Origin of the sequence: Thalassoroseus pseudoceratinae (assembly GCF_011634775.1) — a bacterium.
Classification (GTDB): domain Bacteria; phylum Planctomycetota; class Planctomycetia; order Planctomycetales; family Planctomycetaceae; genus Thalassoroseus; species Thalassoroseus pseudoceratinae.
Genome location: NZ_JAALXT010000005.1, coordinates 223,157 through 240,813, shown reverse-complemented (window position 1 = coordinate 240,813; position 17,657 = coordinate 223,157). Strand labels below are relative to the sequence as shown.

The window sequence follows — 17,657 nt, the reverse complement described above, 5'->3', positions numbered from 1 at the left end:
TTGTCGGTGCAGCTTGGCAGCTCTCGTCCAAGGCTGAATCTTGTCGTGACTGATGCGAACCACAAGCGATTTACGATTTAGTCGTCGTAATCATATTCGACGGAGTAGTAGCCGTTGCGGAACTTGTACTCGATCTCCAATTCTCCCCGACCGTAATGTGGACCGTAGCCGTAACCCCAGTATGCGGGAGCGGCGTAGTAGCTGCTGCGGTAGATCGGAGTTGGTGCGTAGTAGGTGGTCACCGGGGCTGCGTAGACAGGTGCCGTGTAAACCGGTGCGGTATAGACTGGAGCGGCGTAGTATGCCGGTGCGTAGCCATAACCGTATGCGGGGTAGCTGTGGCCGATTCCAAATCCGGCGTGGAAATAGATGCCGGCTTCGGCTTCTTCTTGCATCAACGAGGTTGCGCATGCTGCGACCAGCAATGCGAACCCAAGAACAAAGGCACTGCGTTTCATCTGTCAGTCACTCCTGCTGGATGTTTTGAGGGATACTCAATGGTTGGGAACGTGCCGATCTCCATCACGATGCTTTGCGCGCGACGTTAGGGCATTCAGGTAAAATATACTGTCCATTCCGAGCCATTGTCCAGCAGGACTTCGGGAATCTTTTCAGTTTGGTCAATCCATCGAAAAACGGCCCCGAACAACATGGTTCGAGGCCGTCTTGAAAGTTTGGTTTTCGTGAGGCGTTTGGTCTAGAAACCGAACCCTCCACCGCCGCCACCGAATCCACCACCGAACCCGCCGCCACCGAATCCACCGTTGTTGAATCCGTTGCCGAACCCACCGCGAGTGTAAATCGTGCGATAGTAATCGGTTTCGGCTTCAACCGAGTTTCGTGTCTGGCCGTAATTCGGTGAGACGAACACACGTTGTTGAGCGTCGGGATTGCCCATGTGCGAAAGGATTTGCACCACGATATGACGTCGGTGAGCATCCAGTTCCGGGTCGGAGTTGTGTTCCGAACGTTCGACGATCACAGGAAACGGTGCACTTCGCATCCGTGCGGCGATTTCCATGATGTGATCTTTCCCCGCAGGTGACAACTCGGCGGTTTTGCCGACAAAGTCGTTTCGGTGCAGGATGAAGTCGGTCGCTTCGCCATTGGTCTGCATGGTGTGATAGTGGGCTCGGTTCACGCTGCCAAGCGGTTGCCGATCCGGAATGGCGAGGTTCGGAGCGTGCCCGTGAAGGAACGCCAAGCAACTTCCGTTGCACAGTGAGTGGCCGTTGCAGAGTCCACCGCCACCAGCTCCTGGTGGGCAGGAACCTCCCGGTGGGCAGGAGCCTCCTGGCGGGCATGCACCATCTCGGCAGCCAGCATCCGTTGATGCGGTACTGGCACAGTTACGTTTGCCGAAGATGCCGCCACAGCCGGCGAGCATGGGGACGGTGACCAGCAGCGTCCCCCAAAGGATTGTTTTTAAGCTATGCTGAGTCATGACATACCTTGCGGTTGGTGATCCGTCACTTGGTCCGCGGGAGGACCGTCCCGTTCCATGGGTTCCCAAATCGTTATCGGCGAAATGATCGCGAAGATTGATTCTTCTGTAAAAACGGTTGCCGCGATGCCTGACTGATCCAAGCCGGATTCAGCACAAAGGCAGTGAATTTTTGGTTCTGTGTCCAAAAGGCCAGGAAACAAATTGTTTTCGCAACCACCGTGGACACAGCAGACCTCAATCCGGTCTAGCGACCTCGCAACCGGCCCCAAAGTCCGCCGGTCTTCTTGGCTTCCGTTTCGTAGCCGGTCGGCACGATGTTTCCGCCGGGATGATTGTTCGCCGCTGCTCCCGGTGCGGGAGGCATGTTCGGCGATAGACCCATAGGGGCGTTCGGGTTCGACGGATAACCCGGTTGGCTCGGATATGTCGGTTGTGTCGGATATGCCGGGCCGTTGTTCATACTCGGAGCCCCTTGCGGTTGGGCACCGTAGCTGTTTGTCGGAACCGGTGAGTACTGAGCCGCCGCCGGAGTTGGGTTGTACAACCGATAAGGCACGTTGATGCCGTGATTGCTGTCCGTTCCCAACGGCGGGACTTGGTAGACCCCGGTATCGGGCACACCTTCGGTCATGCCGAGTTCGCACAGTTCCCAGCGACTTGGCCAAGTGACATCGTATCCGGGAACCGGTGGCACCTCGTCAGCGTCCATTGGTCGCACGATTTCCGGTGTCACGAGGACCAACAATTCCGTCTCGTCCTGCGAGGCTTGCTTAGCTGCAAACAGTTTCGCACCGATATATGGGATTTCCCCAAGGAACGGGATGCGGCTCACTTCGGTGTTGGTCTCGTTCAGAATCAAACCCGCCAACGCGATCGTTTGACCTTCTCGAAGTTCCACCGTCGTTTGCACCCGTCGAGAGTTCAATCCCGGAATTCCACCGACGGCCAAACCTTGGTTCGCCTGACTGAACTCCGGCACGATTCGCATGCGGATCAGGTCGCGATCAACCACGGTTGGCGTGACGATCACGGAAGTTCCGAATCCACGAAAACTCGTCGTTTGACCGGCAGCTCCGCCGATGCCCACAATCGTGGGAACCGCAAATTCCGCACCCGAGAGGAAGCTCGCCGAGTGTCCGCTGAGCACGGTCAGCACTGGCTCGGAGAGAACCTTGGCGGTCCCGTTGGATTCCAGCCAGTTCAACAGCACCGAGACTTCCCCGTTCGAGAAAATCCCCGAAAGGTTCGCAGGTGTTCCGGCCACCGTGCTGGTCACAGCATGAGCGGCGTTGTTGAAGATGTAGTTCAGATCGATCCCCATACGTCGCAACTGCGATCGCGACAATTCGGCGATCCGCACTCGCAGCATCACCTGCTGTTCGCCGGGGACTTCGAGCATGTTAACGATCAACGAGGACAGCCGGTCGGTCCCAAAGTTGCCGTTCAATCCTAGGTAGTTGTCGTTCCCGAATCCGGCACCCACACCGCCGCCGAGAGCACCCACCGGTTGAGGTCCGTTGAGGAAACCTTCCTGGTTGATGACTTCGCCGCGAATGATTTGCAGGATTCGCGCCGCTTCCTCGGCGTTCCGAGCCTGACCTTTGACCAGAATCTTGTAGGACAGCGGGATCAGGTAGACTTTGCTGTCGGGGAACAGAATCTGAAGTTTTCGTTCGAGTCGACCGTAATCGATTCGTTTTTGATCTTCGATGTCGGGGTCACGAATCACCGTGACTTCGTAGATCAACGGGTTCTGTTCGCCTTCGAACCAGAACATCAGGTTGGTTTTACCGCGTTCGGTTCCGATGACCGAAAGTTCCGTCGGGCTGTACTGCACGACATCGATTACGCTGGGATCAGCCACCGCGATTTTGCTGACACGTTTGCGAGTCACAATCAATTGACTGCGGTGGTTGATGATTTCCAGTTCTTCCTGCGGCTTCGGCATTGCCGCAATCTCTGGTGGCAATGGCTTCTCAGGAGCCGCTTGGCTTTGCGTCAGTTGGATCGGTGCGCCCGGTGCTTGTTGGATCGGGCTGGTTCCGAACTGTCGGGAGTCCGGTGCAGGACCGATGATCAACGGTTGTGGTGCCGTCATGTGTCGTTGTGGCGGAGCCATCTGCGGTCCACCAGCATCGGTTTGCTGATAGATTCCAGGAGGGCCCATCACCGGATCATACGGTGCCGAAGAGTTGGGTCCCTGAGCCCAAACCGCACTTCCAAGAGCGGCGGGTCCCCAGAGCGAAGCGAGCAAGAGTCGTTTCCCGAGTCGTCGCATGTTGCACCATCCCATCGTGCCGTTTGAACCGACCGTGTTCCAGTCGCGTAAACCCCTCATGGACTGCCACTCCTTCGGTATCAGAAGCCGACACCCTCAGCTTCACTCGCTGTGTTGGGATGCCATTTTCTAATCAGGTGGAATTGCGCTGTCTGGAACTCGACCGAGCTGCACAGCGAGCTATTTCGTACTGAATGTATCGGTTATGCAACTTGCCCGGGTTGAATCACAACTGAGAGAAATATGCGTTATGTCGAAGAAATTCATCAGATTTCTCGCTTTTTGGTAGACGAGACCATTGACAAAGTGTCTCATTTTGAGCCAGCTAAAAACCGTGTTTTGTTGCAAAATGCCCGTTTTTTACGGGCGAACGGCGATGGTCTCTACGCGGAATGTCAAGATGAAAATTGGAATCATGTCCGATACTCACAATCACCTAGACCGGACCAAAGTGGCGGTCGATCGGCTTGTGGAATGTTCGGTGGAAGCCATTTTTCACTGTGGTGACCTGGCGACGCCGGAAATTCTCGTTGCGTGTTCCGTATTGCCGTTCTATTTCGTCTTCGGAAATCACGATGCGGACGAAGTGCCCGACCTCACTCGTGCGGCTCAGGAATTCGGAGCGACATGCCTGGCTTGGGGAGGGGAAGTCGAGCTGGCCGGCAGACGGATTGCAATGACGCACGGGCATCTCCGCTCGGATCTCCAACCCCTGCTCGATGCCGAACCGGACTACCTTTTGACAGGTCACTCCCACGCGACTCACGATCGGATGGTCGGGGCGACGCGGCGAATCAATCCTGGGGCGTTATTTCGGGCCTCGGAATTTACGGTAGCCATCCTGGATTTACGGACCGACCACCTGCAATTCCTGACGATTCCCCGCTGATCGCGAAATCAAAGACTCGTTTCCCAAATCAATCCGGTTAGAATTGCGTTGTGTTTACGTCTAATAATTGAGGGCGTTATGACAACGTCCGTTAAAATGATGCGCGAGGCCGAAGATGGTCGGATGGATTGAAGCCATGAATCGCAATATGCCTACTCGATGGGCACTCATCGTTTGCTTCTTAGGCGGTCTGGCGGGCTGTTCAAACAACGAGCCGGAACAGCCGGCAGAACCTGTTGTGGAGAAAGAGGTTGCGACGGATGCCATTCCTGCGGATTCGCTTGGTGATTCGGGTACGGAATCTGCACCCCCTTCCCCGCAAGAAGAAGACAAACCGCCCGTACCACGTTTGCCGGAACTGCCTCCCAAATTGCCTTCAACGCAAGATTTGGCGGCCAAGGAACTGGAAAAATTGGGGGCGGAAGTCACTTTCAACAAGAACGGTGACGTGGATGCTGTCGATTTTCGCTCGCTGCCTGTCACCGACGAACATTTGAAACTCTTGGATCCATTTTTCCTGCTTGCGGACCTAAACCTTTCGGAGTCCAAAGTTTCCGACACGGGACTCAAATACCTGGAACAATTTGATTACCTTCGACGTCTTGCATTGTACGGAACTTTGGTGTCGGACCAGGGTTTACCATCCTTGGAGAAGTTGCCACGTCTTGAACACCTGTGTTTGGATGAAACGACCGTCAGTGACAACGGGCTGCCGCACCTTTCATCGTTGGACCGGTTAGCCGTTCTTCACCTGGCGACAACCGGGACCATTACGGAAAAAGGCTTGAAGTCGCTGTATCCACTGAAACAATTAGAAGTCATCAAACTCGATACCGAATCCATCGATCAAGCCGCCATCGATGCCTTGCAAGAATCCTTGCCAGATTTGGAGATTCAAGCGGCCGATGCACCGGAAAGTTAGTTGTCACAACAGATTAGCCAAAATTGATCTTGACGCATGAAGCTTCATTGATATCGTTAGGAATGGTCCGTTCCGGACTGTGCTCCCTTTTTCTGCAGGAGTCGAATTGATGCCGAACACTCTGATCGGGACTTTGACTGCGGCGACATTGCTGATGTCCACCGCCGCATTCGCCGCGGGCGATCAACACTTCGCCCCACCAACTGCCCAACGACTCCAAGATCAAACGCTGCAATGGGTGGAAGCCCGGCAAGCCGATCCAGAGCTTCAAACGCAGATCAAGGAACTTTGGACCAATTCCGAAGCCGCCACATCAACAGCCCGATTCGATCAGGTTGTGCAGACGTTCGCGATGGTTGATCCGGTCTCGCAGAAATTCATCGACGAATGTCGTTTGATCGACGCGCCATTGGCACCGCCGGAGTTCATGTCCGTCGATTCGCAAGACGAGTTCTATACGAACACCATGCGGTTGTATTACGGTCGATACTTGGCCCAACGCCGGATGTACGACGAAGCATTGGAGCAACTCACGCAACTCGATCCCGCCTCCGTAATCGACCCCGCGACCCTGTTGTTCTACAAGACCGTTGCCGAGCACGAGTTAATGCTCAAAGATGACGGTCTCAAATCGGCGGAAATGCTGCTCAGCCAGACCGAAGACGTGCCAGTGCGGTATTCGTCGGTGGCCAAGCTGATGCAGTTCGAACTTGAAAAACTTCGCAAAGACACCCTCGACGAAGTGGCTCGAATGATGAGCGATGTCGAGCGGCGTTTGGATCTGGCTCGGGCCGGTCGCAAAGTCCAGAAACGTGAAGCGGAAATCATCGCGGCTTTGGATTACCTCATCGAAAAAGCCGAAAGCAGCGGTGCGAGCAGCGGAGATTGTCCCTGCAACGGTCTTGGTGGCAAATCAAACAAGTCCAACAATCCGGCCAAAGATAGCTCCGTCAAAGGCAGCACTGCTCCTGGTGATGCCGATGAAAAACGCATCGCGGAGCAATCGGGATGGGGAATGTTGCCCGAGAAAGAGCAAGCGGCCGCTAAGCAGTACATGGACAAGAACTTCCCGCCCCACTATCGCAAAGCGATGGAAGAATACTTCAAACGTCTCGCCGAGCGGAAAAAACGCTAAGGTCGAGCAATCGTAAATTTCAATTCGACACGTCAGAACCACGGGACCCGTTAACGGTTTCCGTGGTTTTGCACGCGCTGCTACGATAAGATCAACAATTGATGATGGGTCGTTTGGATAGAAATCGGAAAGCACCATGCTTCGCAGTTTCATGTCGTTCGGAGTTCTTCTTGCACTTAGCACGAACTGTTTCGCTGCCGCGGAAGTTGACTACACGAAACACGTCAAACCGATTCTTGAGAAACACTGCGTCATGTGTCACGGGCCGGACGAGGCCGAATCGGGCTTGCGAGTGGATGCCGGCCAGTTGATGTTGGACGGCGGTGACCGGGGACCAGCGATCGTGCCGGGCAAGAGCACGGAGAGTCTGCTGTATCAAGTTCTCGTTGATGAGAGCGAGGGTGACGTCACCGCGATGCCGCTGGATTCCGATCCGCTCACGAAGACAGAAATTGAGATCATCAAAAAATGGATCGACGCCGGTGCTGACTTTCCGGACGACGAGAAAGTTGCTCAGAACGATCATGCTGTCAAACACTGGTCGTTTCAACCGGTGAAGCGTCACGGCATTCCGGTAGTCAAGCAGGCCGATTGGTGTCGCACGCCGATTGATCGGTTCGTGCTGCGTCGGCTCGAAGAGTCGAATCAAAAACCGTCTCCGGCTGCGGAACGTCGCACGCTCATTCGGCGATTGAGTCTCGACTTGCGAGGATTGCCGCCGAGTTGGAGTGAAGTCGAGGAATTCCTCGCGGACCGCTCGCCGAATGCATATGAAAAACTTGTCGATCGCATGCTTGCGTCACCGCAGTACGGCGAACGTTGGGGGCGGCATTGGCTCGATGTGGCTCGGTATGCCGACTCACACGGTTTCACGATCGACGGTGCTCGGCAAATCTGGCTGTACCGGGATTGGGTCATCGATGCATTCAACGCCGACAAACCGTTCGACGAGTTCACCATCGCTCAACTCGCGGGCGATTTGCTGCCCGATGCGACCATCGAAGACAAAATTGCCACGGGGTTTCATCGGAACACGCTCGTCAATCAGGAAGGCGGCACAGACGCGGAACAGTTTCGGATCGAAGCGGTTGCCGATCGTGTCGACACGACCGGAGCGGCTTGGATGGGGCTCACCCTGGGATGTGCGCGATGTCATCAACACAAATACGATCCGATTTCGCAGCGGAACTACTACGAGCTATTCGCGATTTTCAACAGCCAAGACGAACCGACGTTGAAAGTTCCCACAGCGGCACAAACCGCGACGCTTGAGCAACTTCGGAATGACCTCAAATCGGCGGAAGCCAACCTCAGTCAGCACGACGAGCAAGCGAAAGCCGGTTTTGGGGAGTGGGTCGATCAAATGCAACGCGGGGTTTCATCAACTCCGGCGTGGACGGTTCTCGAACCAACGTCCTACAAAACCACCAACGGTTCCACTCTTGTCCCGCAGGATAATAAGGCGTTGTTCGTCGACTTCAGCGGTCCGGGGAAAGACACGTTTGTCGTCACCGCTCCCGTCTCACTCTCGAATCCAACGGCCATTCGTTTGGAAGCCCTCACACATGCGAGTCTGCCAAAGAAAGGCCCTGGGCGAGCTGGGAATGGGAACTTTGTATTGAACGAAGTGAAAGTCTTCGCCGTCGATCCCCAGGGAAACCGTCGGCCGTTGCGACTGTCGGATGCCATCGCGGATCATTCGCAATCCGGTTACCCAGTCATTGATGCCATTGATGGCGACACACAGAAGACCGGTTGGGCAATCAATGTGAAACGCGGGAATCCCAATGTGCCACGCGAAGCGGTTTTCTTTTTTGGCGAGCCCGTTGAGTTGGCCGATGGGGAGTCGTTGGAAGTTCAACTTCATCAGAACCACGGCTCACGGTATGTATTGGGACATTTTCGATTGGCAGTCACGGATAACAACGCGGAGGCTCTGCGAATTCCCGAGTCGGTTCACAAGATTCTTGCCAAAACCGAGTCCGAACGCAGCGACGCCGAACGCGATCAACTTTGGGCAGCGTATCGCAGTACCGATGACAGCCGCAAAGTGTTCGTTGCGGAAGTCGACAAGCTAAAACGCAAGTTGCAAACAACGGAGAAATCGGTTCCCACGACGATGGTGCTGAGTGAACGCAAAACTCCACGGGAAACCTTCATCCACATTCGCGGTGATTTCCTGCGGCATGGTGACCGCGTGAAACCGGATGTGCCCGACGTATTGCCGCCAATCGAAAGTGATGGAACACCAAACCGTTTGGACTTTGCACGTTGGTTGGTCGATCCGGCGAATCCATTGACGGCCCGTGTGACCGTCAATCGAATCTGGCAACGGTACTTCGGCTGGGGCTTGGTCGAAACCGAAAACGACTTCGGACGCCAAGGCGAGAAACCGACACACCCTGAACTGCTGGATTGGTTGGCGACCGAGTTGGTTCGGCAAGAGTGGTCCATGAAATCACTTCATCGGCTGATTGTCACGTCGGCGGTATATCGGCAATCGTCTCGGATGACCGATGAAAGCTGGCAACGTGATCCACGGAATCGCCAGTTGGCTCGGCAGAGTCGAATGCGGTTGGAAGCGGAGTCCATCCGCGATTCAGCTTTGGCAGTCAGTGGGCGGCTTTCAACGGCGATGAAGGGCCCCAGTGTACACCCGCCGCAGCCGCAGGGCATTTATGTGCTGACGCAAACCAAGAAACCTTGGAACACCGAAACCGATGGCGATCGCTACCGGCGTGGTCTCTACACGTACTTCTGGCGGTCGAGCCCGTATCCGATGTTGATGACATTCGACGCCGCCGACGGCATTACAACTTGCACTCGCCGCGTCCGTTCCAACACACCGTTGCAGTCGCTCACATTGGCGAACGATATCGCGTTCCACGAATTGGCACAGGCGTTCGCTATGCGGATTCTGTCGGCGGCACCTTCGTATCTCGAAGGCAGGATTCGTTTTGCGTTTCGGACCGCTCTGTCCCGCGAACCTTCCGACGTGGAACTCTCGACCATCACCGAATTCTACAACAGCGAGTACGCCCGGTTCGAGTCTGACCCAACCGCCGCCGGCGCTGCTGCACCATCGGGTTTGCCGAAAGAAATTACCCCGACCGAAGCCGCCGCCTGGACCGCCGTCGCCCGGGTGTTGATCAACCTCGATGAATTCATCACGCGGGAGTAAGGACCCCTGCACCATGCCGCGAAACGACGAGTTAATTCATGCTGCGGTTACGGGGGATTTTGAAACGGTTCGAAGACTAATTGAGTCGGGAGCCGATCCGAACAGCGTCGACCAACATGGAATGGGGCCGCTGTTGAATTTCGATCCAGAAATCACTCGTTTTCTACTCGAACATGGTGCCGACCCGGATGCGCAACGCAATGAAAACATTTCACCGGTTCTCGGTGCGTCGGGCAATGTCGAGTGCATGCGTCTGATGCTTGAAGCCGGAGCCAATGTCAATCGAGCCAGTGAACACAATGGCGAGACGGCTTTGCATTGGTATGCGGGCGGTGACGATTCCGATGCGGTTCGGTTGCTTCTGCAATATGGAGCGGACCCGAATGCACGGACCAAACCGGGCATGAAAACGTACTGCCTATGGCGTGATGCCCGGGTCCGTGGAGAAACTCCGTTACATCGGGCCGCTGCTTGGGGCAATTCGGAAGTGATTCAACTGCTGCTCGATGCCGGTGCCGATCCGACAATCCGCGATGCAAACAAAGACTCGCCCTTGAGTTGGGCGAGTTGGTATCGTCGCGACAAGTCGATTGTTGATCAGCTGTCGTATAACGGTTCTGAAGTCGGCCCCGACTTCCCTCCGGATGACGAAGCCTCCTCGTGAACGCCATCGTGCAACACGATTAGAGCAATCCGTACGTTTTCAGCGTACCTTGCAGTTTCTCAAGTTCGGCATCGGTGAGCGGGGTCATTGGCAAGCGAAGTTCACCGGAACAACGGCCGATGAGTTCCATGGCGGTTTTGACCGGGATCGGGTTTGTTGCCAAGCCGAGCATGTCGCGACACAGCGGGAACAGCTTGTGATGCTGTGCCTGAGCGGCGGCAAGATCGCCACTGTTGAACGCATTCAACATGGCTTTGACATCCTGCGGGACCAGGTTCCCGACAACAGAAACTACACCGCTGCCGCCGAGTGACATCAGGGGGAGCGTCAAACTGTCGTCGCCGGACAAGATGGTGAGGTCCGATCGGTTCAGGATCGCAGAGGCTTGGTCCATGCTGCCCGTGGACTCTTTGACTGCAACGATGTTCGGCTGTTCCGCGAGTCGGATGATGGTTTCCGGCTCCATGTTTTTCGCGGTTCGACCGGGAATGTTGTAGAGCACAATCGGAATGTCGACCGCTTCAGCAATCGACTTGTAGTGCAGGTAGAACCCTTCCTGAGTGGGCTTGTTGTAGTACGGCGCGACGAGCAACGCCCCGGTTGCACCGACACTCTTGGCGAACTTCGTGAGGCGAATGGCTTCGGCCGTACTGTTTGAACCGGTACCGGCCATGACGTTGATTTTGCCAGCGGCTTGCTCGCACACGATGCGGATAATCTGCTCGTGCTCTTCATGCGTGAGGGTTGGGCTTTCGCCGGTCGTGCCGACTGGGCTAACGCAATCGGTTCCGGCTTCGATGTGGTAATCCACCAGATCCCGCAAGGCTTTCTCGTTGACCTTTCCGTTCTCGAACGGGGTCACGAGAGCCACAGTCAATCCGGCAAACTGTTCGCCTTTGCGAGGCATGGTTGAGTCTCCAAAAAGTGAGGTGCGTTTTAGCGCACCGCCAGGGTTTTTATTCATTGAGGGAATTAGGAGTCAGAGGTTCGGGGGTCGGGCAGAATTCACAACCCTCACCCCGAGTCCCTAATCTCTCGCGATTAACCCCGATTCTTCCAATCTACATTCGACATTTGAGCCAACGCCAACATCAACGCATGGGTACCGTCGCGACCGTGTTTGTTGGCTTGGACGGAGAGGTAGAGTTGATGAGCGAGTGCCAAACCGGGCAGGCTGAGTTCCATTTTCTTCGCTTCAGCCAATGCAATGCCCATGTCCTTGATGAAGTGCTCGACGAAGAAACCGGGATCGAAGTTATTTTCGATCATTCGCGGCCCGAGGTTCGAGAGCGACCAACTTCCCGCCGCTCCACTGCTGACGGATTTCATCACCGTCGGCAGATCGAGACCGGCTTTGTAGGCGTAGAGAAGTCCTTCACACACGCTAATCATCGCGGCGGCGATCAGGGTTTGATTGACCATCTTCGTGTGTTGACCGGCACCGGCTGGGCCTTGGTAGACGATGGTTTTGCCCATCGCTTCCCAACATGGATTGAGTGCGGTCACAACGTCTTCGTCGCCGCCAATCATGATGGACAGCGTGCCGTTTTTCGCACCGACATCGCCACCAGAGACCGGGGCATCAACGCTGTAAACACCTTTTTCCTTGGCGGTTTCGGCGATTTCAACGGCGAGGGATGGTTCGCTGGTCGTCATATCGACGAGCACATTACCGGACTTCGAACCGGCCAAAGCGCCGTGTTCGCCGAGCATTACTTCGCGGACATCCGAAGGAAAACCGACGATGGCAAAGATCACATCGGAGGCTTCCGCGACGGCTTTGGGGGTGTCGGCCCAGACGGCTCCCTTGGCGATCACGCCGTCCGCCTTGGATTTCGAGCGGGTTGTCACGGTGGCGGAAAACCCTGCGTCGAGCAAATGTCCGAGCATGCTCGAACCCATCACGCCGGTGCCAATCCAGCCGATTTTTGTTTGTCCAGGTACAATGGCTGGAACTGCCATGGTATTGCCTTTCTCACTGCGACTCAAAATGATGGTGCGATTCCGGCAGGCAGTATAACGGTCTGCACGCGGGTCGTCACTTCATCGGCCCGGAAAACCGGAAATCCACCCTGAACATGCACCGATTTCGTGAGAAAACGCATGGTTTCCCAGCGCGAACCGATTGCCTACCTGAACGGTGAACTCGTCCCGGCTGCCGATGCAATGATCCCAGTCAGCGATATGGGTTTCGTTCACGGGGCGACCGTGACGGAGTTGCTCCGAACATTCCATTTAACACCGTATCGTTTGGAAGATCATCTGAAACGGCTGGAACGATCCGCGAAGCGAGCCCACATTCCGTGGCCACAAACGCAGCGAAAGATCGGAAAAGCGGCTTTGGAAGTCGCGATGCACAACGGACAACTGATTGCATCGGATGAAGAACTCGGGATCACAATTTTTGTCACCGCGGGGCCGAATCCCACGTATGTCGGCCCCAACGCGGAGCGTGGCGGGATTGTCGGCGTGCACACGTGGCGACTGCCGATGGGTTTGTGGGCCGAAAAAATGCGAAACGGCCAAGAGTTACGCACGCCGAAAACGCGGGCAATTCCGGTGGACAGTCTGGATCCGACGATCAAATCCCGGAGCCGATTGCATTGGTACATCGCCGACCGGGAAGTGCGGGCGGAACATCCCAAGGCCTCCGCGTTGCTGCTCGATCACGAAGACCACATCACCGAAACCAGCACCGGCAACTTTTTCATTGTGATTGACGGCGAAATCCTCACACCACCCGAAACCGACACTTTGCCGGGTATCAGTCGGATGGTCGTGCAAGAATTGGCGGCGGAGTTGGGAATCGGGTTTCGATTTACGAAACTTCACCGCGATCGCATCCGCGAAGCCAGCGAAGCGTTTACGTCATCCACGCCATATTGTTTGATGCCGGTCCGCAGTCACGACGGCCACGAAATCGGTTCAAAGTGCCCGGGGGCGGTGTTCACACGATTGATGAAGGCTTGGAGTGACCGCGTTGGCTTGGATATTGTCGGGCAGATTGTCAGAGCCTAAATCTCAATTCACGCGGATGCCCAATCGTGGCCAACGCATTGGCATGGATTGGACAGATCAATAGCTCGGCCGGGTGGGCGAAACATCCTTCACGGGAATGTAGTAATAATCCTCGCCGTTGAAGTGGAACTTCTTCCAATTTGGCGGCACGGATCGTTTCGGAGGGGCCACTGGGTTTTGCAACAATGGTGTACTTTGGGGCTTCACCGAATACGGAGCTGGATCTGGCGTTGGGGATGTGTGCTTCGGTGGTTGGGATTGTTTCGCTTCCACCTCCGCAAGCCGCCTTTCGAGTTGTTCGATACGACGCAGCAACTCCGCCTTCGGAACGTCCTCATCTTTTGAGACTGGCTTCGTCGCCGGCTTTGAACTTGGTTGAACCGGTTGAGGACCGAAGAGTGCATCCAGCGGATCGTCGGTGGGCGGAGTCGGAACCTCTGGTTGCGTGCTGGGGGTGATTTCGACTGCCGGGGCGAATAAGTTGTTTAGTGGGTCGTCTGAAGTGGGTTCGTCGGCGAAAACCGGCAGACAGAAACCGAATGCCAACGCCGCGCTGGCTAGATTGATTGATCGCATCGTTCACCTCCTAGAAACAGAACGAATGTTGACCCACCATCCTGCCACGATGGGGTCATTCTGTCAACGACACGGTACAAATGTTGTTGAGTTCGTGGCGTGTTAGGAACGGTGAGATCCAACTACGAGCGTTTGCCGTGTTCGACGGTAATCGTCGAACGAATTCCACCTCGCGGTGTGAAGGCGGCGATGATCTGCATCCAGCGGGGCGATGTGACTTTAACGAGGTCATCCAGAATGCGATTCGTCACGTCTTCGTAAAACGCCCCGACATTCCGGTACGCCTGCAAATACATCTTCAAGGACTTGAGTTCGAAGCAGACTTGGTCGGGGATGTAGCTGATGGTCAGGGTGCCGAAGTCCGGTTGGCCGGTTTTCGGGCACAGTGACGTGAACTCCGGACAAATCGTTTCCATCACGTAGTCGCGATGCGGGAACGGGTTTTCGAAGGTTTCCAGCAAGTCGGTCGACACGGAAGACATAACGCTCTCAATCAAAAACGGAACCGATGATTCGCGAAGAATCATAGCGGTTCCGTTCGAAGGAGCAACTGTCCGGACTATTCGAGTGAGGCATGACCACCCGAATCATTGCGATCACAATGCGGCCTCACTCCGGTGGCAGCACACGGAGGGGTTCGTCACGGTGAAGTGGCTCGGACATTTGATCGGACTGCAAGTCGAATCCGATGAGTGCCGATCCCGGTTTGACGGCTTTCAACACGACATCGTATTTCATCTCACCCGCCACCGACGGCAACGGGGTGAAACGGACGGTTCCGCCATCTTGAACCGCGTCGGTCGGGCCATTGGCGGAGACCAACTGAAGTTCCGGTGAAAGGGTGAAACTCACACGAACGTTCGTCGCCGGGTTGGTACCACGATTCTTGGTGATAAATCGTAGGGCGATTTCCTCACCGACATCGACCGGATCACGAAGTTCCGCGACATCCAATCGCAAGGCCGTGTAACCTTCGATATCCGTTTGAGATTCCACCACCGCTTCACCACCCACACCCTCGCTCGCGATGACGGTGCTTTTCTTGGCACCGGCGGCTGTGGGGAGAAACTGCACGGTCATTTTCTGTTGACCTTGGGGCGTCAGTTGTGGAACGGTCCAGGTGATGGTGTTTTGCTGAGCGTCGTACTGTCCACCGTTGGTGGCACTGACGAACTGCATACCCGCTGGAACGGTTTCCACGACTCGAATGTTGCGAACAACGCTACTGGAATCGTTCTGCACGGTGTTCTCGTAGACGGCGGCTCGACCGATGAATCGACGGGTTGGACCGGTACGAGTGATCGACAACCGCGTTCCCACAATCGCCGTTTGCCGACTGGCTTCGACTTTGACACCACCCGATGCGGTAACGATCGCTTTGTTCAACGCGGTGCCGGGTTCGACGGCGGAGACCGTCAAGCTGACTTCCTTCGTTTCGCCGGCGGCCAATTTGCCGACTTCATATTCCAAGTCGTTGCCGCCAGGGTGTGTGAGTGCTGTCGGCAACAAATTCCGAAGATACACGCCCTCGGCAGCAGTTTGACCGGTGTTGGTGACTTTGAAGGTGTAAGTCAATTCGGAGCCAGCGGCAGCTTCTGTGGGGCCGTTCATGGTGAGTGAAATCTTCGGCGATGTGATGACCGTTTGAGCAGCCACCTCGGCGACGAAGTTCACCTTCGCCACGCTACCGATATTGCCTTCCGAAAGCGGAATGACACGAACGGAGATGACTTTTTCATTGCCAGCTTCGAGCTTCCCAAGTTTCCATCGCAAGGTCGTACTGGAGAGTTCTGCTCGCGGAATGGTACCGGTGAGTCGGGTGCCTTTCGGGATTTGATCTTCCACCACCACCTGATGTGCCGGCCGTTGTCCGACGTTGCGGACGACGATTTTGTAGACCATCGGTTCGCCGAGCACGGCTCGTGGCGGTGCGACTTTTTCGATTTTTAGTTGTGGCCGTTCGTGCTCGCTCAGTGAGGGGTCGGTCACGACGCCATCACCGGTGAGTTCCTCCGGACGCGTAACAATGCTGCCGGGAACCCGTTGGTCGTCGTTGGCAACCGTCGGAGCCGGTTCAATGGCAGCCGATTTGGTTTCCGGTTCTGGCTGTGGTTCCGGTTCCAATGCGGTCATTTTCTCGGTTGGTACCGGGGCCGATGGAATCGGAGTGGGTTCGGAATTCGGTGTGGGATCGGTTTTCGGGGGTGTCGGAGACGGGATGCTTCCCAACGCCGGACCGGAATCGAATGTCAAATTGTCCAATGGATCGGCGGCCGGTTCCGGTTCCACGGCAACGGTTGGAGTCGGTTCGGGTTGCGGTTCCGGTTGGAGTTCCGCAACGGGTTCGTTGGTGTTGGCTTCTGAAAGATCAGCCGATCCACCGAATGGGTTCTCATTCGCGGGAGCGGTCGCCAATGGCATTTCTTTCAACGGAGCCGCTTCCGGAAAACCTGGGTCGGCTGGCTCGGGTTGTTTGGCGGCTGCTTCTGCATCGTCCTTCTCCGGCACGAGACCGAATGCCGTCAGCGGATCTTCTTCCGGACCGACACTCGACACGGGTGTTCGCATATCGACGGCTGGGGTTGGTGCATCGGTTTTCGTGGGCGATGCAACTTCGAGAGGAGCCGCGACTTGGGCCCGGCCGACAGGAGCAGCTTCCGGACTGGGCGCAAGTTCCGGCAGAACCGGAGTTGTTGCCGCTGTCTCGGCGGGTTTTGGTGTTTCTGACGGAGCGTCATCAAACGGACCAGCTGGAACCGGCAGCGACGGCCCAGAATCTTGGGCCGTTTTGGGTTCGTAGGGATCGAACTCTGGGGATGTATCCGTTGATGTATTCGAGGTTGGTTGGGCAGTCGGTTCCGGAAACGCCGGTTCATCGAACGCGCCGCCATTCGGATCAGGCTCCGGATTCGGTAGCGATGGCAATGCCGGAGTTTCGCTGGTTGGTTCGGGGGCATCAAAGAAGGGATTCTCGTTGCCTGCACCAAACGCGTCGGAAGAGGCACCAGCCGATCCAAACGGAGCCGGCTCGTTGAGTGCGACGCGAATTTCCTGCGGTCCCGCAGCGGGAGCAGATTCGTTATTAGCGGCGTCATTACTGACCGAGGCTCGCCCGAGCGGTTTGGTGGATTCCTCCAACGAAACCGGTTCGCTGTTGGCGTCGGGCAATTGACGGCGAAATGCTGTCGGTGATTCCACCGGTAACGCAACCGCTTCCACAGGGGTAGGAACATCTAAGTTTGTGGGCAATGCACGAGGCGAACCGGAATCCGGGACGGCTTGTGGCATCGCGGCGAATTCCAGCTGTTCCGCCGCGAAACGCAATGGTTCGGACGGCTTATCCGGGACGAGGTCGGCTTCGTCCGCACGACGGTCCCCGTCGCGGTCGAGCTCACTCGCATCAGCCACCGTGGGAACAAATTCCTGTTTCCCGGCGCTCGAAAGTCCGCGTTGCGCTTGCAATACGACCAGCACACCGATACCAACGACACCCATCAGGGCTGTCATTTTCCATAACGAGGTCTGCATGGAAATCCCTTCCCGCCTG

The 17,657-nt window shown here is 56.0% G+C and carries 14 protein-coding genes; 6 read left to right on the top strand and 8 right to left on the bottom strand.

Features of this window, described 5'->3' with window-relative positions:
* Positions 1–77: 77 nt before the first annotated feature.
* From G6R38_RS18740 to G6R38_RS18730, 3 genes are all read right to left on the bottom strand, one after another.
* Positions 78–458, bottom strand: coding sequence for a hypothetical protein (locus tag G6R38_RS18740; protein WP_166829711.1), 381 nt, complete (start codon positions 456–458; stop codon positions 78–80).
* 239 nt (positions 459–697) lie between these two features.
* Complete coding sequence (locus G6R38_RS27880) at positions 698–1,444, bottom strand: hypothetical protein (protein WP_206028638.1); 747 nt, start codon at positions 1,442–1,444, stop codon at positions 698–700.
* 247 nt (positions 1,445–1,691) lie between these two features.
* The gene (locus G6R38_RS18730; protein WP_240928284.1) at positions 1,692–3,785 is read right to left on the bottom strand and encodes a type II and III secretion system protein family protein; all 2,094 of its coding nucleotides are present in this window, start codon (positions 3,783–3,785) and stop codon (positions 1,692–1,694) included.
* 289 nt (positions 3,786–4,074) lie between these two features.
* Between G6R38_RS18730 and G6R38_RS18725 the strand changes: the two genes are divergently transcribed.
* The 5 genes from G6R38_RS18725 to G6R38_RS18705 all read left to right on the top strand — a co-directional run bounded on the left by G6R38_RS18725 (position 4,075) and on the right by G6R38_RS18705 (position 10,516).
* Complete coding sequence (locus tag G6R38_RS18725) at positions 4,075–4,614, top strand: metallophosphoesterase family protein (RefSeq protein WP_315852363.1); 540 nt, start codon at positions 4,075–4,077, stop codon at positions 4,612–4,614.
* 136 nt (positions 4,615–4,750) lie between these two features.
* Positions 4,751–5,536 carry a leucine-rich repeat domain-containing protein gene (locus tag G6R38_RS18720; RefSeq protein WP_206028637.1) on the top strand — a complete coding sequence of 262 codons (786 nt, stop codon included), beginning with the start codon at positions 4,751–4,753 and terminating at the stop codon, positions 5,534–5,536.
* A 109-nt stretch (positions 5,537–5,645) separates the two neighbouring features.
* Entirely contained in the window at positions 5,646–6,671 is a 1,026-nt protein-coding gene (locus tag G6R38_RS18715; protein WP_166829702.1) for a hypothetical protein, read from the top strand.
* A gap of 136 nt (positions 6,672–6,807) precedes the next feature.
* Positions 6,808–9,852 (top strand): PSD1 and planctomycete cytochrome C domain-containing protein, encoded by a 3,045-nt coding sequence (locus G6R38_RS18710; protein WP_166829699.1) that lies wholly within the window; start codon positions 6,808–6,810, stop codon positions 9,850–9,852.
* A 13-nt stretch (positions 9,853–9,865) separates the two neighbouring features.
* A complete protein-coding gene (locus G6R38_RS18705) occupies positions 9,866–10,516 on the top strand; it encodes an ankyrin repeat domain-containing protein (protein WP_166829696.1) in 651 nt (216 codons plus the stop codon).
* A gap of 19 nt (positions 10,517–10,535) precedes the next feature.
* Here G6R38_RS18705 and dapA read toward each other — a convergent pair whose 3' ends face one another.
* The gene (gene dapA, locus G6R38_RS18700; protein WP_166829693.1) at positions 10,536–11,423 is read right to left on the bottom strand and encodes a 4-hydroxy-tetrahydrodipicolinate synthase; all 888 of its coding nucleotides are present in this window, start codon (positions 11,421–11,423) and stop codon (positions 10,536–10,538) included.
* Between the two features lie 134 nt (positions 11,424–11,557).
* On the bottom strand, positions 11,558–12,478 hold the full coding sequence (locus tag G6R38_RS18695; RefSeq protein WP_166829690.1) for an NAD(P)-dependent oxidoreductase: 921 nt from the start codon (positions 12,476–12,478) through the stop codon (positions 11,558–11,560).
* A gap of 141 nt (positions 12,479–12,619) precedes the next feature.
* On the opposite strand from G6R38_RS18695, the gene G6R38_RS18690 reads away from it, so the two are divergent.
* Complete coding sequence (locus tag G6R38_RS18690) at positions 12,620–13,534, top strand: aminotransferase class IV (protein WP_166829687.1); 915 nt, start codon at positions 12,620–12,622, stop codon at positions 13,532–13,534.
* 57 nt (positions 13,535–13,591) lie between these two features.
* On the opposite strand, the gene G6R38_RS18685 is transcribed toward G6R38_RS18690, so the two are convergent.
* The 3 genes from G6R38_RS18685 to G6R38_RS18675 form a co-directional block, all read right to left on the bottom strand.
* Positions 13,592–14,110 carry a hypothetical protein gene (locus tag G6R38_RS18685; protein WP_166829684.1) on the bottom strand — a complete coding sequence of 173 codons (519 nt, stop codon included), beginning with the start codon at positions 14,108–14,110 and terminating at the stop codon, positions 13,592–13,594.
* Positions 14,111–14,232: 122 nt separating this feature from the next.
* Positions 14,233–14,592: a preQ(1) synthase gene (queF, locus tag G6R38_RS18680; RefSeq protein ID WP_166829680.1), complete on the bottom strand. Its 360-nt coding sequence runs from the start codon at positions 14,590–14,592 to the stop codon at positions 14,233–14,235.
* A 127-nt stretch (positions 14,593–14,719) separates the two neighbouring features.
* Positions 14,720–17,638: a COG1361 family protein gene (locus G6R38_RS18675; RefSeq protein WP_166829676.1), complete on the bottom strand. Its 2,919-nt coding sequence runs from the start codon at positions 17,636–17,638 to the stop codon at positions 14,720–14,722.
* Positions 17,639–17,657: the final 19 nt, after the last annotated feature.